General features: G+C 65.4%; 22 protein-coding genes and 1 pseudogene. 9 read left to right on the top strand and 14 right to left on the bottom strand.

Going from position 1 to position 25,158, the window contains the following annotated elements; translation table 11 throughout:
• The first annotated feature begins 236 nt into the window (after window positions 1–236).
• Window positions 237–1,289, top strand: coding sequence for a DUF1176 domain-containing protein (locus tag BVH06_RS24290; protein ID WP_075935749.1), 1,053 nt, complete (start codon window positions 237–239; stop codon window positions 1,287–1,289).
• Here BVH06_RS24290 and BVH06_RS24285 read toward each other — a convergent pair.
• The 3 genes from BVH06_RS24285 to BVH06_RS24275 form a co-directional block, all read right to left on the bottom strand.
• Window positions 1,250–1,918 carry a hypothetical protein gene (locus BVH06_RS24285; RefSeq protein WP_075935748.1) on the bottom strand — a complete coding sequence of 223 codons (669 nt, stop codon included), beginning with the start codon at window positions 1,916–1,918 and terminating at the stop codon, window positions 1,250–1,252. The genes BVH06_RS24290 and BVH06_RS24285 overlap by 40 nt on opposite strands.
• Window positions 1,911–2,552: a hypothetical protein gene (locus BVH06_RS24280; RefSeq protein WP_075928695.1), complete on the bottom strand. Its 642-nt coding sequence runs from the start codon at window positions 2,550–2,552 to the stop codon at window positions 1,911–1,913. The genes BVH06_RS24285 and BVH06_RS24280 overlap by 8 nt, the downstream gene beginning before the upstream one ends.
• 126 nt (window positions 2,553–2,678) lie before the next feature.
• A complete protein-coding gene (locus BVH06_RS24275; RefSeq protein WP_075935747.1) occupies window positions 2,679–3,107 on the bottom strand; it encodes a hypothetical protein in 429 nt (142 codons plus the stop codon).
• Window positions 3,108–3,278: 171 nt separating this feature from the next.
• On the opposite strand from BVH06_RS24275, the gene BVH06_RS24270 reads away from it, so the two are divergent.
• The gene (locus BVH06_RS24270) at window positions 3,279–4,226 is read left to right on the top strand and encodes an AraC family transcriptional regulator (RefSeq protein WP_075928693.1); all 948 of its coding nucleotides are present in this window, start codon (window positions 3,279–3,281) and stop codon (window positions 4,224–4,226) included.
• A gap of 47 nt (window positions 4,227–4,273) precedes the next feature.
• On the opposite strand, the gene BVH06_RS24265 is transcribed toward BVH06_RS24270, so the two are convergent.
• The 8 genes from BVH06_RS24265 to BVH06_RS24225 all read right to left on the bottom strand — a co-directional run bounded on the left by BVH06_RS24265 (window position 4,274) and on the right by BVH06_RS24225 (window position 16,023).
• Complete coding sequence (locus BVH06_RS24265; protein ID WP_256562682.1) at window positions 4,274–5,032, bottom strand: type IV pili methyl-accepting chemotaxis transducer N-terminal domain-containing protein; 759 nt, start codon at window positions 5,030–5,032, stop codon at window positions 4,274–4,276.
• Window positions 5,033–5,255: 223 nt separating this feature from the next.
• A complete protein-coding gene (locus BVH06_RS24260; protein ID WP_075935746.1) occupies window positions 5,256–7,346 on the bottom strand; it encodes a bifunctional diguanylate cyclase/phosphodiesterase in 2,091 nt (696 codons plus the stop codon).
• Between the two features lie 276 nt (window positions 7,347–7,622).
• On the bottom strand, window positions 7,623–8,381 hold the full coding sequence (locus BVH06_RS24255) for a TerC family protein (protein WP_075935795.1): 759 nt from the start codon (window positions 8,379–8,381) through the stop codon (window positions 7,623–7,625).
• 214 nt (window positions 8,382–8,595) lie between these two features.
• Window positions 8,596–10,347, bottom strand: coding sequence for a bifunctional protein-serine/threonine kinase/phosphatase (locus tag BVH06_RS24250; protein WP_075935745.1), 1,752 nt, complete (start codon window positions 10,345–10,347; stop codon window positions 8,596–8,598).
• 1 nt (window position 10,348) lies between these two features.
• Window positions 10,349–11,161 (bottom strand): formate/nitrite transporter family protein, encoded by an 813-nt coding sequence (locus BVH06_RS24245; protein ID WP_075928690.1) that lies wholly within the window; start codon window positions 11,159–11,161, stop codon window positions 10,349–10,351.
• 58 nt (window positions 11,162–11,219) lie between these two features.
• A complete protein-coding gene (gene nirD, locus BVH06_RS24240; protein ID WP_027908788.1) occupies window positions 11,220–11,600 on the bottom strand; it encodes a nitrite reductase small subunit NirD in 381 nt (126 codons plus the stop codon).
• Window positions 11,600–14,158, bottom strand: a complete 2,559-nt coding sequence (gene nirB / locus BVH06_RS24235; RefSeq protein ID WP_075935744.1) for a nitrite reductase large subunit NirB — start codon at window positions 14,156–14,158, stop codon at window positions 11,600–11,602. Before nirB ends, nirD begins: the two co-directional genes overlap by 1 nt.
• A 977-nt stretch (window positions 14,159–15,135) precedes the next feature.
• A complete protein-coding gene (locus tag BVH06_RS24225; protein ID WP_075928687.1) occupies window positions 15,136–16,023 on the bottom strand; it encodes a PA4780 family RIO1-like protein kinase in 888 nt (295 codons plus the stop codon).
• 172 nt (window positions 16,024–16,195) lie between these two features.
• Between BVH06_RS24225 and ada the strand changes: the two genes are divergently transcribed.
• The gene (ada, locus tag BVH06_RS24220; protein WP_075935742.1) at window positions 16,196–17,236 is read left to right on the top strand and encodes a bifunctional DNA-binding transcriptional regulator/O6-methylguanine-DNA methyltransferase Ada; all 1,041 of its coding nucleotides are present in this window, start codon (window positions 16,196–16,198) and stop codon (window positions 17,234–17,236) included.
• Window positions 17,237–17,330: 94 nt separating this feature from the next.
• Here the strand turns inward: ada and BVH06_RS24215 are convergent, their stop codons facing one another.
• The gene (locus BVH06_RS24215) at window positions 17,331–18,608 is read right to left on the bottom strand and encodes an acetyl-CoA C-acetyltransferase (protein ID WP_075935741.1); all 1,278 of its coding nucleotides are present in this window, start codon (window positions 18,606–18,608) and stop codon (window positions 17,331–17,333) included.
• A 148-nt stretch (window positions 18,609–18,756) separates the two neighbouring features.
• On the opposite strand from BVH06_RS24215, the gene BVH06_RS24210 reads away from it, so the two are divergent.
• Window positions 18,757–20,109 (top strand): 3-oxoacyl-ACP reductase, encoded by a 1,353-nt coding sequence (locus BVH06_RS24210; protein ID WP_075935740.1) that lies wholly within the window; start codon window positions 18,757–18,759, stop codon window positions 20,107–20,109.
• On the opposite strand, the pseudogene BVH06_RS24205 reads toward BVH06_RS24210, so the two are convergent.
• Window positions 20,110–20,439, bottom strand: a pseudogene (locus tag BVH06_RS24205) (helix-turn-helix transcriptional regulator); the annotation flags it as partial.
• A gap of 277 nt (window positions 20,440–20,716) precedes the next feature.
• Here BVH06_RS24205 and BVH06_RS24200 point away from each other — a divergent pair.
• From BVH06_RS24200 to BVH06_RS24180, 5 genes are all read left to right on the top strand, one after another.
• Window positions 20,717–21,568 (top strand): MaoC family dehydratase, encoded by an 852-nt coding sequence (locus BVH06_RS24200; protein ID WP_075928683.1) that lies wholly within the window; start codon window positions 20,717–20,719, stop codon window positions 21,566–21,568.
• Window positions 21,569–21,636: 68 nt separating this feature from the next.
• Window positions 21,637–21,939: a MazG-like family protein gene (locus tag BVH06_RS24195; RefSeq protein ID WP_075935739.1), complete on the top strand. Its 303-nt coding sequence runs from the start codon at window positions 21,637–21,639 to the stop codon at window positions 21,937–21,939.
• The gene (locus tag BVH06_RS24190; RefSeq protein WP_075928681.1) at window positions 21,939–22,688 is read left to right on the top strand and encodes a methyltransferase domain-containing protein; all 750 of its coding nucleotides are present in this window, start codon (window positions 21,939–21,941) and stop codon (window positions 22,686–22,688) included. The genes BVH06_RS24195 and BVH06_RS24190 overlap by 1 nt, the downstream gene beginning before the upstream one ends.
• A gap of 25 nt (window positions 22,689–22,713) precedes the next feature.
• Window positions 22,714–23,331 carry a DUF4136 domain-containing protein gene (locus BVH06_RS24185; protein WP_075935738.1) on the top strand — a complete coding sequence of 206 codons (618 nt, stop codon included), beginning with the start codon at window positions 22,714–22,716 and terminating at the stop codon, window positions 23,329–23,331.
• Window positions 23,332–23,363: 32 nt separating this feature from the next.
• Complete coding sequence (locus BVH06_RS24180; protein WP_075935737.1) at window positions 23,364–23,927, top strand: DUF4136 domain-containing protein; 564 nt, start codon at window positions 23,364–23,366, stop codon at window positions 23,925–23,927.
• 253 nt (window positions 23,928–24,180) lie between these two features.
• Here the strand turns inward: BVH06_RS24180 and BVH06_RS24175 are convergent, their stop codons facing one another.
• Window positions 24,181–25,116 (bottom strand): SdiA-regulated domain-containing protein, encoded by a 936-nt coding sequence (locus tag BVH06_RS24175; RefSeq protein WP_075935736.1) that lies wholly within the window; start codon window positions 25,114–25,116, stop codon window positions 24,181–24,183.
• Between the last annotated feature and the right edge of the window lie 42 nt (window positions 25,117–25,158).

The following is a 25,158-nucleotide window of genomic DNA, read 5'->3' as shown; positions in this document are numbered from 1 at the left end:
GTCTCGCGAGCTAGAGCAATGCAAGGCGAAAACAGGCGAGGACGCGGAGTTTACGAGCTGTAAATGAGCAGTCCGAGCCTGTTTTTAACGCCGCAGTGCCGACGCGCAGCAGACTTTGAACAGGTTCTGAGCCCGAAAATGTGCGGCACGTCCCGTCTGTTGTGCGCGGCAGCCAGCCGCTAGGCGCCGCCCACCAAACCTGCCCTAATGGCACTTTTCCCTGCGCAGGTTCGCCCATGATTCGTCGCTCCCTCGCCCTGCTCGTCGCCCTGGCTGCCGGTAGCGCCGGCGCCGCCGAGCAGGTGCCGCTCTACAGCAACCTAAAGGACTGGCTGGTAGCCTGTGACAACACACGCCAGTGCACGGCGCTGTCCAACGCCACCGAAGAAGACGTACAGACGCTGCCCACCTGGAGCCTGAGCGTGAACCGTGAAGCCGGCCCCGAAGGTGCGCTGCATGTCGGCCTGTTCAGCTACAACAAGGCCAGCGGCCAGCCGCTGCTCGATGGCAAGCCGCTGAAGGTGAAGCTGCAGCCGGGCAAGCTGACCGAGGGTTCGGTGCCGGAGGTTTACAGCGTCGAGGGCAGCGACGCCCAGGCGCTGATCGCCGAGCTGCGCAATGGCCAGCGCCTGGTGTTGCCGACCGAGCAAGGCGAGGCGGTGACCTCGCTCAGCGGTATGAGCGCCGCCTTGCTGTTGATGGATTCGGTGCAGGGTCGCCTGTCCACCACCACGGCGCTGCTGCGCAAAGGCAGCAACCCGGCAAACAGCGTACCGCCCGCCCCGGCCGCGCCCCTTGCACCAACCTGGCAAGTGCCCGAAGCGCTGAGCGAGGCGCAGAGCAAGCGCCTGCTGGACGCGGTGCGCGAGACGATGCGCAATGACTGGCAGCCGGACATGTATGAGGATGAACTGCCCGAGGGCCAGGCCTTCGCGCTCAGTGACCGCGAGGCGCTGGTCATCCTCAAGACCGGCTGCGGCGCCTACAACTGCGCCTACAGCCTGTATCAGGCACCGCTCGATCAGCCCCAGCAGGCGCGCAAAGCGCGCATCGCCGAGATACCCGTCTTCGAGGATCTACCACCCAATGGCAGCGTCGAATTCGACCCGGCCAGCGGTGAGCTGAGCAGCTTCACGCTGGCCATGGGCATGGGTGGCTGCGGCTTTACCCAGCGCTGGCGCTACGACGGCCAGGGCTTCGTGCCGCTCCACGCCAGCATGCTGGGCACCTGCCTCGGCCTGGATTCGACCTACTGGCCAGTGCTGTGGCGCACCGCCGAGAAGCGCTGAATCTCTGGGAACAGCTTGCCCAGGGTACGCCGCGCCTGGGCGGCTTGCAGGTACGCATAGAGCAGGTCGGTCAGCGCCTCGATATCCAGACGGCGGCCGTCGAGCATCGGGTTGAAAAGCCACAGCCGCAGGCGCATGCCCGCGGCGACCGAGCGTGCATCCGGCGCGGCCAGCGATTTGAAGCCTGGCGCCGTGAGCCCCTGCACGCGCTGACCGGCCATCACCGAGAACACCAACGCCGTGCTCAGGTGACGCTGCTCGATCTCGAAGGCATCGAAGCAGTCCCAGGGCGTTGCCTCACGGGCGCTGGCAAATTGCACGCCGTCGGCGGTCAGCAGCATGGCTCGGCGGCCATTACGGCGGCTGAACGCCTCGGCGCAGGCCAACAGCGCCAGGCCAGCCGCCAGCAGCAAGGCGCCGGGCACCCAGCACAGCCACTGCGCCGAACGCATGTGGATGATGCTCGGAAGGCTGACCAGCCAGCCGCCGATGAACAGCAGTAGCGCGGCCCCCAGAGCGCTGCACAGTGCCTGCCCGGAGGCACGCTCGTGGATTTCGTGACGCTGCTGCGGGCCGTCGGCCTGGGCCTGCAGCTCGCTGAGCAGCGCCGCGCGGCTGGCATCATCCATGCTGTTTCAGGGCATCGAGCTGTTGCTGGGCCAGGGCGGCCTGCACGTAGGCGGTCAGCAGGGCGTGCAGGTCATCGATATCGAGCTTGCTGCCGCCAGTGGCCACGCCGGCGGAATTGATGCGCACATGGGGCTGAGGCTTTTTCAGCGCCATCGCCTGGTTGCCGAACAGCACCGACACCGGGCGGTGGGTCGGCAGCGAGGCGGTGTCACTCAGGGTCAGTTTCTGCAGGGTCAGCAAGCCTTCGTCCTTGACGAATACGTCGACCACCTTGGTCAGGTCCACGGGGCCACTGAGCGCGGTGTGATGCAGCTCGCGGCGGGTCAGGCGCATGAACACCTCGCGGCCGGCGTTGCGGTGCTGCCAAGTGAGCAACATGAAAAACAGCGTCATGAAGCCACCGCAAATCACCAGGCCGGTCTTGCCGAAACTGAAGCCGCTCCACAGGATGCCCAGCGCGCCCAGGGTCAGCACCGGGCCGAGCACCCAGTAGCGCCTGGTGTTGGTGAACTCCATCTGCTCGGGAACCCGCTCGATGACCTGGGTCAGCTCGGCGATCACGGCGTCACGCTGGGCACCACGCGGGTACATCACGCCGTCGTCGGAGAAGCGCGTTGACAGGGGCTGGTTCATCGGAAAAATCCTCGCATAGACATGATGCGCGGATTATCCGGTCCGTAAGACAGCCTGGGCAGCACAGCGGCTGGCACTCACAACAATCAGCCGCCCGCTCAACACTCTGCCGTCTGCGCCAGCACCTTATTGCGCCTGCAGGTAGTCGGTGAGAAAGGCCTGGGCATTGCCCTGCTCCGACAGGCCGTTGTCGTAGCCAACCATCAGGGGCTTGGCTTCACCGGGCAGGTACAGCTCACCCCAGCCATTACGTACCAGCAACACCACGAACTTCTTGCCATCGACCTGGGTGCTGTAGCGGGTGTCCCCGGCGTTCTTTTCCACAGCCATGCGCTCGATGCGCATGTCCCAGTCATGGTCCACGCCCTCGACCTGCACCAGCGCCTGGTTGTCACCCCGTGCGCCGATGCGCAGCGTCCATACCTTCACGCCCTGCTCGCCGGAAAACGCCACCACCCTGGACGCCACTTCCGGGCGTTGATCGGCCTGCACCAGGCCGCTGGCCAGCGCCAATACCATGGCCAGCAACGCCGTAGTTCTCGCGAAAATCTTCATGCACCTGCTCCCGTTGAAATCGGTCATTGAAATCAACGTGATGCGGTGTGCCTAGGCGCGCTGCCGCGGCGCACAACAATAAAGCGCTCGACCACAACGACTGCCGGTCGAAGATCGATCCCAGTATGATGTCAAAGTGTTTCACCACCATCCGAGGATGCACCCTTCCCGATGCAACGCTGGACCCCCTACCTGGATACGCAATTCTGCTTCGAGCAGCCGGCCGCCCTTGCCAAGGCGGGCGTGTTCGACGCCAGCACCCCGCGGGTGATGGGCAGCGCCATCGGGCATTACCGTGCCCGCACCGTGCGCCCGCATCTGCAATACTTCGATTGCGACCTGCAGTTTCCCGAACCCCTGCGCATCCACAAGGTGCTACCCGGCAGCCTGTGCATCGTGCAGGTACTCGACGGCAGGTGGGAGCACCGCGTCGATGGCCATCTGCATCGCTACACACCCGGCACACCGCATCTGCTGGGGGTGAGCGAATGCATGGAAGCCGTCGACCAGCTGCCGGCCGGCAGCCACGCTCGCATGGCCGGCCTGCGCATCGCCGGTGACTACCTGCACGAACTGGCCGAAGAAGATCCCGATCTGCAACCGCTGCTCGGCCTGCTCGACGACGGCATCCTTTTTACCGAGCTGCAGCGCTGCAAGGCCCTGGGCGGGCTGCTGCAGCGGCTCTACCAGTCGCCGTATCACGGCACGCTGGAGCGCCTGCACCAGGAAAGCCTGAGCCTGGCCGTGCTGGTGGAGCTGGCGGCGCACTTCAAGGGCCGGGCGAGCTCGGCACCACAACCGGTGCGCGGCCAGCGCGACTTGGCCTTCGAGGCGCGCCGCCTGCTCGATGCCAGCCTGGAGCAGCCGCCTGGCAGCCAGGCGCTGGCGCAGCAACTGGGCGTCGGCGAGACCACCCTGCGCCGCGCCTTCGGCCAGGTGTTTGGACAATCGATGCTGCAGTACGTACGCCAGCAGCGCATGGAGCTGGCCCGCACGCTACTGCGCCAGCGCAAATGGCAGGTGGCGCAGATCGCCTATCGCCTGGGCTACACCAGTCCGGCGAACTTCAGCCATGCGTATCGGGCGCATTTCGGCCACCCGCCGGGGGCGGAGCGCTAGAGAGAAGAGAGATGGCTCGCCCCGCAGCGGCGGGGCGAGCCAGGCGATCAGAGCTGGTCGCCCTTGAGGCCGGCGTACAGGCGGGTCATTTCGTTGAGCTGGCGGAACATCGATTCGGCGTTCACCGCCACGATGGTCGGTACGAAGTCCTTGGAGGCGAAGGCCTTGGTCGCGAACTGCCAGCGCGCGTCGGTCTTGCGCAGGGCGGCGGCGATTTCCTCGTTGGGCGCGCCGGCGGCCTGCAGCTCTTTCATGATGGCATCGAATTCCTTCACCGATGCCTCGAAGTTGGCATCCAGATTCGGCGCCTGCACGCCCCAGGCGCGAGCCATGTAGAACATCGCGGTGCGCTGGGTGAGCACGCGGTTCCAGCCGCTGCGGTTGATCGAATGGGAAGCGGCGTCGCCGTTGTGCTTCTCGAACAGATCGGTGACGTGCTGGGTTTGCTTGACCAGCTCCTCGGCCTTGGCCAGCACCGCCGGCGCCTGGGCCTTGTCCGGCTTGGCGGTGACCATGGCGCGGTAGGCCGTCCAGATCACCTCGACCTGGGCCAGGCCGGCCTGCACTTCGCTGTTGGTCGGGTGAGCCTTGAGCTTGGCGTGATGATCCTCGAACAGCGCGACGCTGGTGTTGAGCTGCTTGGTGGCTTCATCGACCTTCACGTCGGAGCCGATCATCATGTAATCCTTGGCCATGATCTGCCCCAGGCTACGCTGCAGGCCGGCCATGTTCATGGCCTCCAGGGGCGCCATTTCCGCCCAGCTGGCAGCGCTGACGAGCGTGAGGCCCAGCAGAAGGGTTTGCATGCAACGTTTGATCAACTCGGTGTCCTCATCCATGCGGATAGCGGGGCAAGTGAAGCCGGCGTGCCAGGGCAGAAGGTGCTGCCTGGATTCCGACGCCAGCGATTCGCTCCAGTCTAATCCAAACACCCGCCCTTGACCTGCCGTCGCCCATCTTTAGCGGCGCCGGCAGTCGACGGATATGAAGATTGGTGAAGCGTGTCACATTGCCATCTGCGCCACCGGCCTAGTCGAGCCTCTCGACTCGCTCGCTGGCCGGCTGCGGCCGCCCGAACAGGTAGCCCTGAAAGTGCGAACAGCCTTCGGCCTTGAGCTGCTCGAATTGCTCGTCGGTTTCCACACCCTCGGCAGTAGTCTTGATCAGCAAGCTGCCGCTCATGCCGGTGATGGCCCGCACGATCGACAGCGCCTCGCGGCTCTTGCCCATGTCCTGGACGAAGGACTTGTCGATCTTGATGCGATCGAAGGAGAACGAGCGCAGGTAGCCCAGGGATGAATAACCGGTGCCGAAATCGTCCAGCGCGATGTTCAGGCCAAGGGCCTTGAGCGCCTTGAGGGTGTGGATGTTGCTCTCGCAGTCTTCCAGCAGTACCGATTCGGTGATCTCCAGCTCCAGGCGCTCGGGCTCGAGCCCCGAATCCGCCAGCGCCAGGCTGACGACCTTGACCAGGTCGCCGCTCTTGAACTGCACCGGCGACAGGTTGACGGCCACCGTCTGCTTGCCAGGCCAGGTCGCCGCTTCCTGGCAGGCGAGGTTCAGGGCACGGGCGCCGACTTCGTGGATCAGCCCGGTTTCCTCGGCGATGGGGATGAAATCCAGCGGCATGATCAGGCCGTTGCTGGGGTGCTGCCAGCGCATCAGTGCCTCGTAGCCGGACACCCGCGTGCTGCTCGGCTCGATGATCGGCTGGTAGTAGAGCTGCAGCTGGCCCATGTGCAGTGCCGTGCGCAGGTCCGTTTCCATGGTGCGGCGCCGGCGCGCCGCGGCGTCCAGCTCGGGGTGAAAGTAGTCGTAGCGGTTGCGGCCATTGCGCTTGGCTTCGTAGAGCGCCATGTCGGCATAGCGCATCAGCTGGTCGGCCTGCTGGTGATCGTCCGGGCAGATGGCGATGCCGATGCTGACGCCAACCGAGAAACTGTGCCCCTCGATCAGAAACACTGGCGCTACCGCAGAAATCAGCCGCTGGGCGGTACGCCTGGCATCCTCGGCGCTGTCCAGGCCATTGAGCACCACGGCGAATTCATCGCCGCCGAGCCGGGCCAGGGTGTCGCGCTCGCGCAGCACGGCCTTCAGGCGCAGGCCCAGGGCGCGCAGCAGGCGGTCGCCAAAGGCGTGGCCGAGGGCATCGTTGATGTTTTTGAAGTTGTCCAGGTCCAGGCACAGCACGGCGGTCAGCCGGCCATTGTCGGCGCCTTCCTGCAGCGCTTCGTCGAGGCGCTCGGCGAACAGCGTGCGATTGGGCAACCCAGTCAGTGCATCGTGGTGCGCCATGTGCTGGATTTGTGCATGGGCGGCGAGTTCGTCGGTCACGTCCTCGGCGATCAGCAACAGGTAGCTGGCCTGTGCCTCGGAGCCGCTGCTCTGCATCACGCGGGTGCGCAGCATGCGCGGGCCCAGGGGCGTGTCCAGGCAGCTCTCGGACAGATGCAGGGCGTCGCTGCGAATGCACTGGTCGGCCTGCTGCGCGATGAACTGGGCGATGGCCGGCGTCAGGCATTGGTCGGCACGGCGGCCGATCATGTCGTGGGACAGGCAGCCGAACAGTTTTTCGGCCTGCGGGTTGGCCAGCAGGATCTGCCGACTCTGGGTGTCCTGCACGATCACGCTGGCCGGGATGTTGGCGATCACCGAGTCGAGAAAGCGCGACAGCGTGGCCATTTCCTCACTGTAGTTCTCTGCCAGTTCCTTGGCCTTGAGCACCTCCAGCTCGTTCTTGCGGCGCTCGGTGATGTCGCGGGTGATCTTGGCGAAACCAATCAGTTGCCCGTCGTCATCGTGGATGGCATCGATCACCACGCTGGTCCAGAACAGCGTGCCGTCCTTTCGCACGCGCATGCCCTCGGCCTCGAAACGGCCCTCGCTGCGAGCGGTCTCCAGGCCTCTGCCAGGCAGGCCGGCGGCACGATCCTCGGCGGTGTAGAACACCGAGAAATGCTGGCCGACGATTTCCGCGGCCAGATAACCCTTGGCACGCTCGGCACCGGCGTTCCAGTTGGTGACGATGCCTTCGGGGCTGAGCAGGTAGATGGCGTAGTCGACCACGCTCTGTACCAGCAAGCGGTACAGGGTGTCGGCATTGGGCTGAGTGGGCAGCATGGCAGTCTGAGTCCTGTGCACGCGCAGCTCGCGAGCGTCCCGGCTCGGAGGGTCATGCGCTGGCGGGGCATTCGGTCTGTTTGGCGAAGCGCGCGCTGAATGCCTTGGGCAACTGCGAGCGGGCGGGCTTGAGCCTGCCACTCGCAACGTCGTACAGGAGAGTGTGCCGCGCCACATGGCACGGTGCCAGCAATTTATGACCGAGCGGTCAGCATTTGCCGATCGAGACGGGGAAACGATGCGCCCACCTGCCCGGCAGGTGGGCGCACAAGCGGCTCAGGAGGCTTTGTTGGCCTGAGCGTTGGCCTTGCGCTTGGCCCGACGGGACAGCATGTTCAGGCCCTCGATGACCGCCGAGAACGCCATCGCCGCGTATAGGTAACCCTTCGGCACATGGGCACCGAAGCCTTCGGCGATCAGCGTCATGCCGATCATGATCAAAAAGCCCAGCGCCAGCATCACCACGGTCGGGTTGTTGTTGATGAAGCGCGCCAGTGGGTCGGCCGCCAGCAGCATCACGGTCACGGCAGCGACCACGGCGACGACCATGATCGGTACATGGGGCGTCATGCCCACCGCGGTGATGATGCTGTCCACCGAGAACACCAGGTCGAGCAGCAGGATCTGCACGATCACCGCACCGAAACCGACAGTGGCGGCGCGACCGACGAACATGTCGCCCTCGGGCTCGGGGTCGACGGCGTGGTGGATTTCCTTGGTGGCCTTCCACAGCAGGAAAAGACCGCCAGCGATCAGGATGATGTCCTTCCAGGAGAACGCCTGGCCAAACAGCTCGATCACCGGGTCGACCAGCTTGACGATCCACGCCACGGTGCCTAGCAGCGCCAGGCGCAGGATCAGCGCCGCGCCGATACCCAGGCGGCGCGCCTTGGCACGCTGATGCTCGGGCAGCTTGTTGGTAAGGATGGAGATGAAAATCAGGTTGTCGATGCCCAGTACCACTTCCATGACCACCAGAGTGGCCAGGGCGATCCAGGCAGCGGGGTCGCTCGTCAATTGCAGGATATAGTCCACGATCACGCACTTTATGGCTGAACAGAAAGCGCATTCTGTGCTTTTGCCATGACGGCGAATATGACAATTTACGACAAATTATTTCACCCCTGTTACATTCCTGAAGCGCCCTGAAATCGGGAGCTGGCGGCGAATCAGGCGAGTGAAATTCCGGATGAACCGGCGCTTCGACAAGGCGATCCACTGCGATCGCCCCGTGCCCTTCCGCATGGCCTCACTGGCGCGCCAGCAATACCACCACCATCAAGCCCAATACCAGGCAGCCGAGCTGCCAGAACAGCAGCGGGTTGCGCTCCAGCAGCGGCACACGGCCACGGCTGAGCAACGCCTGGCCGGGGTGGCGCAGCGCATGGGCGAATTCGTCGGGGTCGGCGTAGCGCTTCAGCGGGTCCGGGTGGCAAGCCTTGCGCAGCACGTCGTCCAACCACAGCGGCAGCGCTCGTCCCTGAGCGATGGGCGCGTAGCGTAACCGGGCCTGGGCACTGCGGGTGCGCGCCCGCGCCATGCCGGCGCCGTAGGGCAGCCGGCCACTTAGCATCTGATAGGCGATCACCGCCAGGGAGAATACGTCCGAGCGCACCGTACCGGGTTCGCCCAGCCAGTACTCGGGCGCGCTGTATTGGGCGGTGCCGAGGATCGGCTCGTCGCTTTGGCGGCTGGCGACTTCCTGTAGCCCGGCCACGCGGGTGGCACCGAAGTCGATGATCTTCACCGTACCGGTGCCATCGATCATCAGGTTGGCCGGGCGCAGGTCCTGATGCAGCATTTCCAGGCGATGGAAGGCGCGCAGGCCGCGGGCGATCTGCTCGACGATGCCGCGCACGGTTTCCAGCTCAGGTGTGGGGTGGTCGATCATCCATTGCGCCAGGGTCTGGCCCTCGATGAACTCGCTGACCGCGTACAGATAGTTGCGCTTGCGTGTCGGTGCACAAGCCTTGAGCACATGGGGGCTATCGATGCGCCGGGCGATCCACTCCTCCATGAGAAAGCGCTCGAGGTAACCGGTAGCGTGCTGCAGATCCAACGCCGGGGTCTTGAGCACCACGGTGGCGCCGCTGCCTTCGTCGGTGGCCAGGTACACGTGGCTGCGGGCACTGACGTGCAGCGGGCGGACGATGCGGTAGCCATCGAACGACTGGCGCGCTTCCAGCACGGGCGGGCACGGTAGCTCGCCGAGCTTGTGCTGCAACTCGTCGGCCCCTGCACGCGGCAGGCCGTCGACGCGCACCAGTTGCAGGGTCAGGTTGTCGTCGCTGCCATTGGCCAGGGCCTGCTCGACGATGGCCTGGGCGGCCTGTTGCAGGTCGCCGGCGTGCTCGCCGATGCAGCGCTGCATGGCACGCGCCTCGACGAATTCATAGACGCCGTCGGTGGCCAGCAGAAACAGGTCACCGGCCTCCACGGCCAACGCCTGGTAGTCGATTTCCAGTTGCGGCCCGATGCCCAGGGCGCGGCTCAGGTAACTCTTGCCCTCGCCGACCCACAGGCGATGATCGCGGGTCAGCGGCTCCAGCTCGACGCCACGCAGGCGATAGATGCGCGTATCGCCGACGTGGAACAGGTGCGCCGTGGTGGACTTGAGCACCACGGCGCTGAAGGTGCACACGTAACCGCGGTCCATATCGTAACGGTGCTGGCCGCGCCGCGTCTGGGCATGCAACCAGGCATTGGTGGCGCTGAGCACGCGGGTCACCGAGGTCTTCACCGACCAGGCGTCGCTGGTGCTGAAGTAGTCGGAGAGAAACGCCGCCACCGCCGTTTCACTGGCGATATGGCTGACGTCGCTGCTGCTGATGCCGTCGGCCAGGGCGATGGCGATACCCTTGCTGCTCAGTTGCGGCTCGAGGGGCACGCACAGGCCATTGAAATCCTGGTTGCGCGGCTTGCGGCCCTTGTCCGAATACTGGCCGACGCTGACCTGCAGTTGGTTGTTCCTGCCCTTCCACAGGTGCTCGGCAGCGGCCATCTCAGTTGTAGGTGCGCTTGGCGCCGGTCTTCACGTGGGTGGTGTAGAGCGTCAGGCCGGTAAAGGCCAGGCCGCCGACCAGGTTGCCCAGCGCGGTGGGGATCTCGTTCCAGATCATGTAGTCCATCACCGAGAAATCGCCGCCCAGGATGATGCCGGAGGGGAACAAGAACATGTTCACCACCGAGTGCTCGAAGCCCATGAAGAAGAACAGCATGATGGGCATCCACATGGCGATGGTCTTGCCGCTGACTGTGGTGGAGATCATCGCGCCGACCACGCCCATCGACACCATCCAGTTGCACAGCACGCCACGCAGGAAGATGGTCGCCCAGCCCGCCGCGCCATATTCGGCATAGCCCAGGGTGCGGTCTTCGCCGATGTGCGAGATCTTTTCGCCGATCAGCCCGGGGTCCTTGGAAAAGCCGTAGGTGAACACGAAGGCCATCATGAAGGCCACGGTCAGGGCACCGGCGAAGTTGCCGAGAAACACCAGGCCCCAGTTGCGCAGGATGCCGCCCACGGTGACGCCCGGGCGACGGTCGAGCAGCGCCAGCGGGGTGAGCATGAACACCCCGGTGAGCAGGTCGAAGCCCATCAGGTAAAGCATCACGAAGCCGACCGGGAACAGCACGGCGCCGAGTAACGGCGAGCCGGTGCCGACGCTCACGGCGATGGCGAATACCGCCGCCAGGGACAGGATGGCACCGGCCATGAAGGCGCGGATCAGGGTATCGCGGGTCGACATGAATATTTTCGACTCACCGGCATCCACCATCTTGGTGACGAATTCGGCAGGAACCAGGTAGGACATACTGACGCTCTCTCAAATGAACCAGACACGACGACGGGTAGCCCGCCGCCAAACACGCTCAGGCCGCCAGGCCGATTTCCACGGTGTCGCCATTGAGGCGCACCGGCCACACGCGCAGGCGCTGCTCCGGGTACTCCAGGCAAGTGCCGTCGCGCAGGCGGAAGTGCTGCTTGTAGAGCGGCGAGGCGATCACCAGATCGCCCTTGATCTGGCCGATCAGGCCGCGGCCGATCACGTTGGCGCCGGATTTCGGGTCGCGGTTCTCCACTGCGAACAGCTGCTCGCCGACTTCGCTGTGGGGCAGATGGAACAGGGCGATCTGCGCACCGTCGAGCCAGGCCACCACGCCGGAGTTGGCGACCAGGTCGGCGCTGCGGCACAGCGGTTGCCATTCGGTGGCGGGAAGCGATTGGGCACGCACGGCGTTGGGCTGGCTCATCAGAGCACCTCCTCGGTAACGGGAATCAGATGTAACTCACTGGCGGTAATGGGGCGGCGCTGACCGCGCTCTTTGACGAAATGGATGTCCGGGTCGGCGCGCCGGTCGTTGACGAAGGTGCGGAAGCGCTTGAGCTTCTCCGGGTCCTTGAGGGCGCCCGCCCACTCGCATTCGTAGCGGTCGACCACCAGTTGCATCTGCGCCTCCAGCTCGGTGCCAAGGCCCAGGCTGTCGTCGAGGATCACCGCCTTGAGGTAATCCAGGCCGCCCTCCAGCGACTCGCGCCATACCGAGGTGCGCTGCAGCTTGTCGGCAGTGCGGATGTAGAACATCAGCACGCGGTCGATGGTGCGGATCAGCGCCTCGTCGTCCAGGTCGGTGGCGAACAGCTCGGCATGCCGCGGCCGCATGCCGCCGTTGCCGCACACGTAGAGGTTCCAGCCCTTGTCGGTGGCGATCACGCCGATGTCCTTGCTCTGCGCTTCGGCGCACTCGCGGGTACAGCCGCTGACCGCGAACTTGATCTTGTGCGGCGCGCGCAGGCCCTTGTAGCGATCCTCCAGGCGCAGCGCCATGCCGACGCTGTCCTGCACGCCATAGCGGCACCAGGTGCTGCCCACGCAGGACTTCACGGTGCGCAGCGACTTGCCGTAGGCGTGGCCGGTCTCGAAGCCGGCGGCGATCAATTCGCCCCAGATGTCCGGCAGCTCGTGCAGCTGCGCGCCGAACAAGTCGATGCGCTGGCCGCCGGTGATCTTGGTGTAGAGGTCGTATTTCTTCGCCACGGCGCCGATGGCCAACAGGCCGTCCGGGGTGACCTCGCCGCCGGGAATGCGCGGCACCACCGAATAGGTGCCGTTCTTCTGCATGTTGGCCATGAAGGTGTCGTTGGTGTCCTGCAGCGGAATCAGCGCCGGATCGGTGATTGGCTGGTTCCAGCACGAGGCGAGGATCGAACCCACCGCCGGTTTGCAGATGTCGCAGCCGGTGTGGCCGCGGCCATGCTTGGCCAACAGCTCATCGAAACTGAGCACGCCTTCCACCCGGACGATGGCGTACAGCTCCTGGCGGGTGTGGGCGAAGTGCTCGCACAGGCTCTTGTCGACCGCCACGCCGCGGGCGCTCAGCTCGTGCTCGAAAACCTGCTTGAGCAGCGCGCTGCAGCCGCCGCAGCCACTGCCGGCCTTGGTGATGGCCTTGAGCTCGCTGAGGTCGGTGATGCCGGCGTCGACCTGGCAGCACACCGCGCCCTTGCTGACGTTGTGGCAGGAGCAGATGGTCGCGGTATCCGGCAGCGCATCGGCGCCCAGGGTCGGCGCACCGTCGGACAACGGCAGGATCAAGCTGGACGGATCGGCCGGCAGCTTGATGCCGTTCTGGGCGTACTGCAGCAGGGTGTCGTAATAGCTGTTGTCGCCGACCAGCACGGCGCCGATTACATGCTGACCATCCGCCGAGACCACCAGACGGCGGTAGCTGGCATTGGCTTCGTCGATGTAGCGGTAGCTCTTGGCGCCCGGCGTGGCCCCGTGGGCATCGCCGATGGAGCCGACATCGACGCCGAGCAGCTTGAGCTTGGTCGACATGTCAGCGCCGGTGAACGGTTCATGGGGCTCATCGGCCAATTGCGCGGCCACGGCGCGGGCCATGCTGTAGCCGGGCGCCACCAGGCCGAATACCGTGCCGTTCCAGGACGCGCATTCGCCGATGGCATGGATGGCCGGGTCGCTGGTGCGGCAGTCGTTGTCGACCACCACGCCGCCGCGCGGGGCGATGTCCAGGCCGGCGGCACGGCCCAGGGCGTCCTGAGGGCGAATGCCGGCGGAGAACACGATCAGGTCGGTTTCCAGATACTCACCGTCATTGAAATTCATGCGGTAGGCGTATTCCTCACCGATGACGATTTCCTGGGTGGCCCGCGACAGGTGCACGCCCACGCCCAGCGCCTCGATACGCGCCCGCAGTGCGTCGCCACCGTCAACATCCAGCTGTACAGGCATCAGCCGCGGCGCGAACTCCACCACGTGGGCTTCCAGGCCGAGGGACTTGAGCGCATTGGCCGCCTCCAGGCCGAGCAAGCCGCCACCGACCACCACACCACGGCGGGCGCCCATAGCGGCGGCGCGGATGCCGTCGAGATCAATCAGGGTGCGGTAGACCAGACGCGAGTTGCCTTCGGCGCCGGGGATCGGCGGCACGAACGGATAGGACCCAGTGGCCAGCACCAGACGGTCGTAGCCACGACGCCCCTGGCTGGTGACGACCTCGCGTGCCTCACGGTCGATCTCCAACACCGGCTCACCGAGGTGCAGATGCACGCCGTTGCGGGCATAGAGATCGGCCTCGCCGAGGGCCAGGGCTTCGGCATCCTTGCCGGAAAAGTATTCGGACAGGTGCACACGGTCATAGGCGCGCAGCGGCTCTTCGCCGTAGACGTGCACCTGATAACGGTGCAGCGCGCCGCTGGCGATCAACTGCTCGATACAGTGGTGGCCGACCATGCCGTTGCCGATGACGATCAGGGTCTCGCGCTTGATCGATGTGACGATGGAGTTCATAGCCTGCCCTCTGTCTGCTGCGCTAACACGGTTTTCTGCAACGCAAAAAATTTTCTGGAAAAATTTTTGGCGTCGCTTGCGACGACCCGAAGGGTGGCCGCCAGGGATGGCAGGCCACAAAAAAAAGACGCCTGGAGCTGTTGTCAGCTTCAGGCGTCTTTGCCTTGGATTCGATTATGTGGGGGTGAGCGTCAGGCCACGGCCTGCTCACCGGCCCCATGGTGATGGGTGCACAGGCTTGATAGCAGGTTGTGTGCCAGGATTTCGCGAATGTCCGCAAGGACTATAGGGCCGGGGCTTTCAGCCCTTTGACGAGGGGAGAGGCTGGAGGGCGAGGCGAACCAATATGAGGCGACCGACGCCCAAGCTCACCATTTCAGGGCAAGCAGAGCGCCCCTCACTGCGCTCCGCCATTCTCCATGACCTCGGGAGCAAGGCGGGTCAGCGCTGGAGGTGTCTCACCAGGCCTATGGTCACTTCAAGGCAGAAGTGGCCACTCGTCGCTTTTGCTTTTTGATGTTTCTCCTGCACGGCCGTAGCAGACGACATCAATCGCCCCTTCAGGAGGCCGAATGGAATCGTTGTATAGGGGGACGAGCCGCATGGATGCGGCGAGAGGCCTGATGGGCCATGGATGGCCCTTCCTGGCCGGCCCCCGGAACGACGATGTAATGAGGGAACCCCAGCGCAGCTGGGGCCGGATGTCGGGGCTAGACCTTTTGGTTACTTTTGGGGCAATGCCAAAAGTAACCCGCTCGTCAGAGCGGAACTGAGCGCGCGAACAACACGGTAATGCTGGCGGACTCATTGTGGGAGCGGGCGGGCACGCCCAGTCCATGCTCGTGATTTTTCGCGGGCATGGCCCGCTCCCACAGATAATCACTAGTCCATCCCACGAGAACGATCGGCCGCTTCCGCCACCTAAAAGCCAAAGCCGCAGGATGCCGGCTAGGCGCCAGGTACCAGCATGTCGCCTGTCAACGCTCCCACGGCGGTGGCGGCTCGCGATCCTTGGGCTCGTCCTCGGCATTGAGCGCAGCCTGGCGGCGGGCTTCATCGGCCAAGGCGGCCTTGATCTCGCGCATCACCGCGTCGACATCGGCTTCGTCTTCCGGGTCCTTGAACTCGCCGGTGAGCACGCTTTGTGGCGTTAGCTTGCCTTCTTCATAGAGCGCCCACATTTCCTTGGCGTACTTGCTGTACTTGAGTTCTGGGGCGAACTGGCCGAAGTAGGCCGCCATGTTGCCGACGTCGCGTTCGAGCATCTTGAAGGCATGGTTGTTGCCCGCTGCGTCCACCGCCTGGGGCAGGTCGATGATCACCGGACCGTCCGGGCCGAGCAGCACGTTGAACTCCGACAGATCGCCGTGCACCAGGCCGGCACACAGCATCTTGACGATTTCCTCGATCATGAAGGCGTGGAATTCGCGGGCGTCCTCGGGGTGCAGGTCGACGTCATTGAGGCGTGGCGCCACGTCGCCCTCGCCATCGGTGACCAGTTCCATCAACAGCACGCCGTCGAGGAAGTCGTAGGGTTTGGGCACCCGCACGCCGGCACTGGCCAGGCGAAACAGCGCGGCTACTTCGGCGTTCTGCCAGTTGTCTTCCTGGTTCTTGCGCCCGTACTTGGAGCCCTTGGCCATGGCCCGGGCATCGCGGCTGTTGCGTACCTTGCGGCCCTCCTGATACTCGGCGGCCTGGCGGAACCCGCGCTTGTTGGCCTCCTTGTAGACCTTGGCGCAGCGCAACTCGGAACCGCAACGCACCACGTAGACCGCTGCTTCCTTGCCGCTCATCAAAGGGCGAATCACCTCGTCCACCAGGCCGTCCTCGACCAGGGGCTCAATGCGTTTTGGCGTCTTCATCAGCTTTTATCGGGGTCCTCGGTGGGCTATGCGGCCCTTTTATACGGCAATCCTTGGGCAGCGCCCAGCCCATGGGGAAAATGCGCCGGCCATTGAGGTTTGAAAGCGTGATTGGCACTGGCGTCCGCGCCGGCGGATACCGACAATCCAGATACCGTTACAGGAGATCGACATGTGCGAAGAACGCCGCTGGCAGGCCGTGTGCGAGCGCGATGCCGCGCAGGATGGTCAATTCGTCTTCGCCGTGCGCTCGACCGGGATCTATTGCCGGCCCAGCTGCCCGGCGCGTCGACCACGCCGCGAGAACGTCAGTTTCCATGATGGCCCGGCGCAGGCCGAAGCGGCGGGATACCGGCCCTGCAAGCGTTGCACGCCTCAGGGCGCAAGCACCGCCGAACAGCTCGACGCGTTGGTGACCGCAGCCTGCCACCTGCTCGACGAAGCCGATAAAGCACCGACCCTCGACGCGCTGGCGGCACGAATCGGCCTGTCACCCTCGCATCTGGCCCGTGCCTTCAAGGCGCGCACCGGCTTGACACCCAAGGCCTGGGCCAGCGCCCGCCAACGCGAACGCCTGGCCGCCAACCTGCCGGGCGCCAGATCGGTACTCGACGCGGCGCTGGCCACCGGCTACAGCAACACCCGCAGTCTTTATGAGCAAACCGACGGCGTAGCTCTGGCAAGGCGGCGCCTGGGCTCGAAGGGCGAGGCGCTGCGCGTGACCGTGGTGCCCTGCCCGCTCGGCTACCTGCTGCTGGCCGGCAGCGCCAAAGGGCTGTGCGCCCTATTGTTCGGCGATGCGGCGGATACGCTGGAAACCGAGCTGCGCCAGCGCTTCCCGGCGGCCAGCCTGCAGGCCGATGACGGGCAATTGGAAGGCTGGCTAAACGAGGTACTGCAGCAACTGCACGAGCCTGAACGTGCCGCCAAGCTGCCGCTGGATCTGCGCGGCACGGCCTTCCAACAGCGCGTCTGGCAGGCTCTGCGCGCCATTCCCGTCGGCCAGACGCGCACCTACGGGCAACTGGCGGCCGAACTCGCCAGCCACCCACGGGCCATCGCCCGTGCCTGTGCCAGTAATCCGCTGGGCCTGTTGGTGCCCTGCCACCGGGTGACCGCCGCCGACGGCAGCCTGGGCGGCTATCGCTGGGGCGTGGCACGCAAGGCGGCGCTACTGCAGGCCGAAGCCGAAACGCTCAGCCGCGAAGAATGACCGAGCATCCGTAGCCTGGCGTTGAGCGCAGCGATACCCAGGACAGCGGCTCTCGGGTGTCGCTACGCTCGACCCAGGCTACGATCGGACTGATTCAGTGCTCCAGAATCGCCGTCACGCCCTGCCCGCCCGCAGCGCAGATGGAAATCAGGCCACGCCCCTCACCCGCAACCGACAGCAGCTTGGCCAAGTTGCCGACGATACGCCCGCCGGTGGCGGCGAACGGGTGGCCTGCCGCCAGGGAGCTGCCTTTGACGTTGAGTTTGGCGCGGTCGATGCTGCCCAACGGCTGCGCCAGACAAAGGCGCTCTCGGCAGTAGTCGGCGTCTTCCCAGGCCTTGAGCGTGCACAGCACCTGGGCGGCGAAGGCCTCGTGGATTTCGTAATAGTCGAAGTCCTGCAGGGTCAGGCCGTTGCGCGCCAGCAACCGGGGTACGGCGTATACCGGCGCCATCAGCAGCCCTTCGTGGCCTTTGACGAAATCCACTGCAGCCGCCTCGCCGTCGCGCCAGTAGGCAAGAATCGGCAGGTCGCGGGCCTTGGCCCACTCCTCGCTGGCGAGCAGCACCAGGGAAGCCCCATCGGTCAGGGGCGTGGAATTGGCGGCAGTCAGGGTGCCGCGCTGGCCTTTCTCGAATACCGGTTTGAGGGTCGCCAGCTTGGCCAGGTCGATATCGGGACGCAGGTTCTGGTCGCGGGTCAGGCCCAGGAACGGCGTCATCAGATCGTCCTGCCAGCCTTCGGCGTAGGCAGCAGCCAGCTTGCGATGGCTTTCCACGGCCAACTGGTCCTGCTCGTCACGGGGGATGGCCCAGTGCTGCGCCATCAGCTCGCAATGCTGGCCCATGGAGAGCCCCGTGCGCGGCTCACCATTGCGCGGCAGCGACGGCGCCAGATGCCGAGGGCGGATCTGCAGCAGGGTCTTGAGCTTGTCGCCGGTACTCTTGGCACGATTGGCTTGTAACAGGATCTTGCGCAAACCTTCGTTGACGCCAATCGGCGCATCCGAAGTGGTATCCACGCCGCCAGCGATACCGCACTCGATCTGCCCGAGGGCGATCTTGTTGGCCACCAGCAGGGTGGCCTCCAGGCCGGTGCCGCAGGCCTGCTGCAGATCGTAGGCGGGGGTTTCCGGCGCCAGGCGCGAGCCGAGTACGCACTCACGGGTCAGGTTGAAATCCCGCGAGTGCTTGAGCACGGCACCGGCCACCACCTCGCCGAGGCGCTCGCCATGCAGGTTGTAGCGTTCGACCAGGCCTTCCAGGGCGCTGGTGAGCATGGCCTGGTTGCTAGCGGTGGCGTAGGCGCTGTTGGAGCGGGCGAAGGGGATACGGTTGCCACCAACGATGGCGACCCGGCGCGGCAGGCTCATGTGCGGCTCCTTGCAGTAATATTTTGCGGCATTTTAGGGTGCCGTTTTACCGACACGGTCGCCGGTCATTGGGCTGCTGTCGATGCATGAAACGAGTGATCGCGTACAGTGGTCAACCACTTTGAGTTTCAGCCCTGGAGTCTGTTCCATGTCCGATCGCTACCTCAACTTCGCCAATACGCCGGCCGGCCGCCGCCTGGTCGGTGCGTTCGGGCTGCCGGCGCCACTGCCACTGGAGCGCTGGGTGGCGGGTCGCAATCGGCCATTGGAAGGTGCGCTGCTGATCGGTGGCGTGGGCGACCTGAGTGCCGCGGTGGCGGGCTTCGCCAAGCGCCTGACCGACGAACTGTTCGCGCCCCGTGACGAGCAGTCCCTGCCCCGCTGGACCGCCGAACACGGCCCCAAACTCAAGGGGCTAGTGTTCGATGCCAGCAGCCTGCAGCGCTTCGAGGATCTCGACGCCCTGCGCCAGTTCTTTCAGCCCGCACTGAAGAATCTCGATCGCTGCCCTCACGTGGTGGTGCTCGGTCGCGCGCCTGAGACGCTGACCGATCCGCAGGCCTCGAGCGTGCAACGCGCACTGGAAGGCTTCACTCGCTCACTGGCCAAGGAGATCCGCCGCGGCGGCACCGTGCAACTGCTGCATGTCGACCCCGGCGCGGAAGACCAACTCGAAGGCGCGCTGCGCTTTCTGCTGTCGCCCAAGAGCGCCTACATCTCGGCCCAGGTGCTGCGCCTGCAGCCCTGCGCGCAGCAGGTCGCCGACTGGACGCGCCCGCTGGCCGGCAAGACCGCCCTGGTCACCGGCGCCAGCCGCGGCATCGGCGCCGCCATTGCCGAAACCCTGGCCCGCGACGGCGCCACGGTGCTGCTGCTGGACGTGCCGCCCGCCAAGGACGCCCTCGATGCCCTCGCCGCGCGCCTGGGTGGCCGCAGCCTGGCGCTGGACATCTGCGCCGAAGACGCACCGGCCAAGCTGGTAGAAGCGTTGCCCGATGGCGTCGATATCGTCGTGCACAACGCCGGCATCACCCGCGACAAGACCCTGGCGAAGATGAGCGAAGGCCTGTGGGAGTCGGTGATCGACGTCAACCTGCGTGCCCCGCATCAGCTCACCGCAGCGCTGCTGGAAGCCGGCACCCTGCGCGACGACGGCCGCGTGGTGCTGATCGCCTCGCTCAGCGGCATCGCCGGCAACGTCGGGCAAACCAACTACGCGACCAGCAAGGCCGGGCTGATCGGCCTGGCCCAGAGCTGGGCGCCGACCCTGGCGCAGCGCGGCATCAGCATCAATGCCGTGGCGCCAGGCTTTATCGAGACGAGCATGACCGCCGCCATTCCCTTCACGATTCGCGAAGCAGGCCGGCGCATGAACTCGATGAACCAGGGTGGCCTGCCCCAGGATGTCGCCGAAGCGGTGGCCTGGTTCGCGCAACCCGGCTCGGGCGCGGTCAGCGGGCAGGTGCTGAGAGTGTGCGGGCAGAGCTTGCTGGGCGCCTGATCACGAGATTGCCGCACGACCGCGACGCCGGAACTCCACCGGCGTCGCGCCGACCCAGCGCTTGAACGCGCGACAGAAGGTGCTGGGCTCGGAAAAGCCGGTGCGCTCGGCGATCCGCTCGATGCGCTCATCGGTGTCCATCAGCAAGCGTTTGGCCAGGTTGCAGCGAGAATCGTTGAGCAGTTCATTGAAACGCACATCGGCCTGGGCCAGCCGTTCCCGTAACCGCCGCACCGGCATACCCAGACGGGCGGCGACCTGCTCGAGGGTCGCGCCTTCGCTCAGCAACTCGTCGATCAGCCGGCTGACCTCGCCGACCAGCTCGGGGCGCGCTTGACCGGCGCCCGCGGGAAGCGAGGTGCGCAGGCACAGGAAACTCGGCATCAGGGCTGGCGGGAGCGTGATGGCCCTGTGCTTGTCCAGGTTGGGCATGCTGCATTCCTTGCATGGGTAGTGGCTGGGCCAATTTACCCACCAGCGTAGGCAGCTTTCGCCACTAATGCTCGGGTAACCGGCAATCGTTTGCGCACTTGGCACCAATAGGCGCTGGCTAATGTCCTAAATCTCGACGAGAGTACGCACAAACCACCTTGCAGCGGAGCGCACGATGGCAACCGAATGGCTCGATTTGCACACCCCGCCGGCATTGCCCGGCATGCTCCTGCGCGCCGCGACTCGGCGCGGAGTCACCGGCAAGATCCTGCCCCACCGCGGGCTGCGTTGCCCGGTGAGCGTGGACGCCGGGCACCTGGCCCGCTATCGCCAGCTGTGTGGCTTCACCGACGATGCTCGCCTGCCCGCCACCTATCCGCACGTACTGGCCTTCACCCTGCAGATGAAGCTGCTCACCGAGCCTGACTTCCCCTTTCCTGCGCTTGGCCTGGTGCACCTGGAAAACCGCATCCGCGTGGTGCGCCAGCTGGCCGGCCTGGGCCCCTTTACCCTGAGCGTGGAAGCCAGCAACCTGGCGCCCCACGACAAGGGCGCGGTGTTCAGCGTGATCACCCGCCTAGAGGATCAATTGGGCCTGCTCTGGGAAGGTGACAGCCGCATCCTGTGTCGCGGCATCAAGCTCGACGGGCCGACCATTGGCCGCAGCGAACCGCCCAGCCTGCCGATGGACGCGCTGGATAGCTGGCAGGCGCCGTCGAATATCGGCCGCCGCTATGCGCGAGTCTCGGGGGACTACAACCCTATTCATCTATCGACCCTGAGCGCCAAGCCGTTCGGCTTCCCCCACGCCATCGCTCACGGCCTATGGAATAAAGCCCGCGCCCTGGCCGCGTTGCACGCCCATCTGCCAGCCTCGGGCTACAGCGTCGAAGTGCGCTTCCAGAAGCCGGTTTTGCTCCCGAGCACCCTGCGCATGCGTGCCAGCCTGCCGGCGGCGGAAGGCCAGTTCGATCTGCAGGGCAAGGACGATGTGCCGCATTTGGCCGGCTACTGGCAGGTCATCTAGCTCGCGAGCCTTTGGACGGCGCTCGGCGCCCATGAAAGAATAGGCGGCCTCTGCCTCCGAGACGCCGCATGAACATCGCCGAACTCACCTCCCGCCTGCACGCCATTCGTGATCGCAACGACTGGCGCCAGTTCCATGCCCCAAAGAACCTGGCCATGGCCGCCAGCGTGGAAATGGCCGAACTGGTGGAAATCTTCCAGTGGCTCAGCGAAGACCAGTCGCGCACCCTGCAGGCAGACAAGCTCGAGCATGCCGGCCAGGAAATCGGTGACGTGGTGCTCTACCTGCTGCTCCTGTGCAGCGAGCTGGGCCTGGACATGGAGCAGGTGGTGCGCGCCAAGCTGGCCGATAGCGAACGGCGGTTCGCCTGATGAGCGACCGGCACTTCGATGAACTGGCGACCCGCTTCGCCGAGAAGATCTACGGCGGCGCCAAGGGCGCGATCCGCCTCGCCGTGTTGCAGGCCGACCTCGCCGAAGCCTTGCCCGAGCGCCCACTGCGGGTGCTCGATGTCGGTGCCGGCCTGGGCCATATGGCGCTGTGGCTGGCCGAACGCGGTCATCATGTCACTCTGGCCGAGCCCGCCGAACCCATGCTCGCTGGCGCCCGTGAGCGCTTCGCCCAGGCTGGCGTGGCTGCCACGTTCATACACGCCCCCTGGCAGGATCTGCCGGGCCGTTTCGAGGCGCCCTTCGACCTGGTCATCTGCCACGCGGTGCTCGAATGGCTGGCCGAGCCGGCCGCCATCCTCCCGGCCCTGCACGGCCTGACCGCCGCCGATGGCTGGTTGTCACTGGCGTTCTACAACAAGGACGCGCTGATCTACCGCAACCTGCTCAAGGGCCACCTGCGCAAACTGCGCAAGGACGAATTCGCCGGTGAAAAGCAAAGCCTGACCCCCCAGCGCCCCCTAGACCCGCGGGAACTCGAATCGCAACTTGCCACCCATTGGCAGGTCGAACACAGGAGCGGCGTACGGGTTTTCCACGACTACATGCCGCGGGATTTCCAGGCCAAGGCGCAGCTCGCCGACCTGCTGGAAATGGAGCTGGCGCACCGTCGCCACCCGGCCTTCGCCGGTCTTGGACGCTACCTGCACTGGATCTGCCGGCCACGCTGAACCCTGCTCTGCCAGGAGAGACGCCATGAAACGCTTTGCGCTGCTGCTGTTCACCACTGCCCTGGTCGCCTGCCAGAGCCACAATCCGTACACCACCGAATCGGTGCCCCTGCCCCCCGCGCCACCGGGCGCAGCCAATCATTTCGATCGCAGTGCCTACCCCGCCGCCCCGCGCGACTACGCAGCCTATCGCAGCTGGGCCTGGCAACAGCGCCCGGCTGGCAGCGCCTGGGCCAGCGCCGACCTGGTGCAGGACGCCCTCAACAACGCCTTGGATCAACGCGGCCTGCGCCCTGCCCAAGGCAGTGCCGCCGCCGACCTCAAGATACGCACCGACACCCGCCTGGAGCGCCGCGTACGCCAGGTGGCCGACAGCTACGATCCCTACTACGGAGGCGGTTATAGCAGTTTCGGCAACCGTGGCTACTACGGCAATGGCGTCGGCGTGGGGGCCCGCGTACCGCTGACCCGCACCTATGAAGAGGAAGTCGTGGTGGTGCGCATCGATTTCTTCGACGGCCGCAGCGGCGAGCAAGTGTGGAGCGGCCAAGCCGAAATGCGCAGCAGCGGCAGCCAGGCCGAGCGCGCCGACGCCTTGCGCAAGGCCGTCAGTGACGCTCTTGGCGAATACCCGCCAGCATGAACCACCCCATCGATGGATTCAGGAGAAAACCGATGCGCCGTCTGTCTCTGCTACTGATTCCCGTGCTGCTGTTGCTCGGCGCCTGCCAGAGCCAGCAGATCAACCGCGACTTCGACGCCAGTCGCGATTTCGCCGCGTATCGTAGTTGGAGCTGGCAAGAGCCCGCGGTGCAGTACAAGCCCGACGACCCGCGCATCCGCAGCGACCTCACCGAGCAGCGCCTGCGCAGCGCCGTCGCCGATCAGCTCGACCAGCGCGGCCTGCGCCCAGCGGCAGCGGGCGCCAAGGGCGATCTGAAGGTTCAGGTGTGGCTGGTCGTCGATGATCGCCAGCAGCAGGTCAGCACCGGCTTCGGCGGTGGTTTCGGCGGTTACTGGGGCCCGTATTGGGGGGGGCCGGCCTACAACGAAACCCGCACCATCGACTACAAGGTGGCGACCGTGCAGGTCGACCTGTTCGATGGCAAGGATGGCAAGCTGGTGTGGCGCGCCAGCGACGAGCGAATCGTGCGCAATGCCGCCGGCAATCCGACCGAGCGGGAAGCGGAAATCCGCGAAACCGTTGGCCGGGTGCTCAGCCAGTATCCGCCGCGGTAAGCATTGGCGATACCTAGATCCAAGGTAGGAACTCCGACCGGGGCGGGTGGCAATGCCAACGCCAATACCGCGCCAAGGCCACAACCGCTTCGCGCCGAGGTCGACGCTCCCACATGATCACTGGCGCTGCCTCGATTCAGTGTGGGAGCCCCGACCCGGGGCGAATGGCAAGAGCAGCGCCGATTCCGCGCCAAGGCCACAATCGCAAGGCGCAGGGGCCTACACGCGTACAGTCTCTGGTTATCCCGCCGCTCTAACCGCGGCCAAAACGATAGAACAGGTTCGGCTCGCTGACGATGTAAAGGTTGCCGTCGTCGTCGAAGGTCATGCCCTCGCCCTGGGGAACGGCTTTACCAAGGCCGGCGAAGTCGCTGTTCAGGGTGCGGAAACCGATCAGTTTGCCGCTGTCGCCATCGAGCTCCATGATCCGCTTCGACTCGTCACTGAGCAGCGCCAGGTGGCCGGTACGCTCATCGAAATGCACCGACGACAGGTCGGTGGCGAACACAGAATCGCGGATCCAATCCTCGTGATCGATGATCTCCAAACCGAAATCCCCTTTTACACTGCTTTTCAGGCCGCGGATTTCGTAGAGCTTCATCGGCGAGTGTTCCTTGGCGACGAATAGCCGATCACGCGCCCGATCGTAGCCGACCCCCTCGAACCCCTGGTTGCCGTCGCGCTGAATGCCTAGGGTCAGGGCCCGATAGTCCTCGCGGAACAAGGCGCCGGCACGCTCCGGCACCGGCACCACCACCAGGCCGTGCTCGCGCTCCTCGGCCAGCAAAAGCAGACCATCGCCCAGGTAGGTGACGCCCTCGACATCACTGAAGCCGCTCAGCGGATAGCGCGCCAACACCTCGCCGTCCTTGCTCATGGCCAGCAGTTCTTCGGGGTTGTTGAGCACTGCCCACAGCTGGTCCCGCTGCTCGTCGTAGCTGAGGCCGGACAGGTTGTTCTTCACGCCGCCGACTGCCTTGGCGTCCACCTGCACCTTGTAGTCGCGACCCAGCAGGCTGCCCGGCGCCCATTGCGACACCGCCGGCGTGGTCAGCCAGTAATAGAGGCGATCATCCAGATGCAGCGCGCGCACCTGATAGGCAGCGGCGAACAGAACGACGAACAGCAACCACATCCATGGGCGCAGAACAGGCAGGCGGGAAAAAGCCCGCTTGGCGACAGATAGCATGGGGAATCTCGACGTGGAAGGTGCGGGGCAGCGTGCCTGAGC

The sequence above is a fragment of the Pseudomonas sp. PA27(2017) genome (genome assembly GCF_001945445.1).
In the GTDB taxonomy this organism is placed as follows: domain Bacteria; phylum Pseudomonadota; class Gammaproteobacteria; order Pseudomonadales; family Pseudomonadaceae; genus Aquipseudomonas.
The sequence above is the reverse complement of the archived record's forward strand: the minus strand, read 5'-3'. Positions and strand labels throughout refer to the sequence as shown.

Excerpts from the sequence above, each read along its gene's own strand:
- BVH06_RS24290 (WP_075935749.1), top strand. The coding sequence starts at position 237 with ATGATTCGTCGCTCCCTCGCCCTGCTCGTCGCCCTGGCTGCCGGTAGC.
- BVH06_RS24285 (WP_075935748.1), bottom strand. The coding sequence starts at position 1,918 with ATGGATGATGCCAGCCGCGCGGCGCTGCTCAGCGAGCTGCAGGCCCAG.
- BVH06_RS24280 (WP_075928695.1), bottom strand. The coding sequence starts at position 2,552 with ATGAACCAGCCCCTGTCAACGCGCTTCTCCGACGACGGCGTGATGTAC.
- BVH06_RS24275 (WP_075935747.1), bottom strand. The coding sequence starts at position 3,107 with ATGAAGATTTTCGCGAGAACTACGGCGTTGCTGGCCATGGTATTGGCG.
- BVH06_RS24270 (WP_075928693.1), top strand. The coding sequence starts at position 3,279 with ATGCAACGCTGGACCCCCTACCTGGATACGCAATTCTGCTTCGAGCAG.
- BVH06_RS24265 (WP_256562682.1), bottom strand. The coding sequence starts at position 5,032 with ATGCAAACCCTTCTGCTGGGCCTCACGCTCGTCAGCGCTGCCAGCTGG.
- BVH06_RS24260 (WP_075935746.1), bottom strand. The coding sequence starts at position 7,346 with ATGCTGCCCACTCAGCCCAATGCCGACACCCTGTACCGCTTGCTGGTA.
- BVH06_RS24250 (WP_075935745.1), bottom strand. The coding sequence starts at position 10,347 with ATGGCCGCTGCCGAGCACCTGTGGAAGGGCAGGAACAACCAACTGCAG.
- BVH06_RS24245 (WP_075928690.1), bottom strand. The coding sequence starts at position 11,161 with ATGTCCTACCTGGTTCCTGCCGAATTCGTCACCAAGATGGTGGATGCC.
- nirD (WP_027908788.1), bottom strand. The coding sequence starts at position 11,600 with ATGAGCCAGCCCAACGCCGTGCGTGCCCAATCGCTTCCCGCCACCGAA.
- nirB (WP_075935744.1), bottom strand. The coding sequence starts at position 14,158 with ATGAACTCCATCGTCACATCGATCAAGCGCGAGACCCTGATCGTCATC.
- BVH06_RS24225 (WP_075928687.1), bottom strand. The coding sequence starts at position 16,023 with ATGAAGACGCCAAAACGCATTGAGCCCCTGGTCGAGGACGGCCTGGTG.
- ada (WP_075935742.1), top strand. The coding sequence starts at position 16,196 with ATGTGCGAAGAACGCCGCTGGCAGGCCGTGTGCGAGCGCGATGCCGCG.
- BVH06_RS24215 (WP_075935741.1), bottom strand. The coding sequence starts at position 18,608 with ATGAGCCTGCCGCGCCGGGTCGCCATCGTTGGTGGCAACCGTATCCCC.
- BVH06_RS24210 (WP_075935740.1), top strand. The coding sequence starts at position 18,757 with ATGTCCGATCGCTACCTCAACTTCGCCAATACGCCGGCCGGCCGCCGC.
- BVH06_RS24200 (WP_075928683.1), top strand. The coding sequence starts at position 20,717 with ATGGCAACCGAATGGCTCGATTTGCACACCCCGCCGGCATTGCCCGGC.
- BVH06_RS24195 (WP_075935739.1), top strand. The coding sequence starts at position 21,637 with ATGAACATCGCCGAACTCACCTCCCGCCTGCACGCCATTCGTGATCGC.
- BVH06_RS24190 (WP_075928681.1), top strand. The coding sequence starts at position 21,939 with ATGAGCGACCGGCACTTCGATGAACTGGCGACCCGCTTCGCCGAGAAG.
- BVH06_RS24185 (WP_075935738.1), top strand. The coding sequence starts at position 22,714 with ATGAAACGCTTTGCGCTGCTGCTGTTCACCACTGCCCTGGTCGCCTGC.
- BVH06_RS24180 (WP_075935737.1), top strand. The coding sequence starts at position 23,364 with ATGCGCCGTCTGTCTCTGCTACTGATTCCCGTGCTGCTGTTGCTCGGC.
- BVH06_RS24175 (WP_075935736.1), bottom strand. The coding sequence starts at position 25,116 with ATGCTATCTGTCGCCAAGCGGGCTTTTTCCCGCCTGCCTGTTCTGCGC.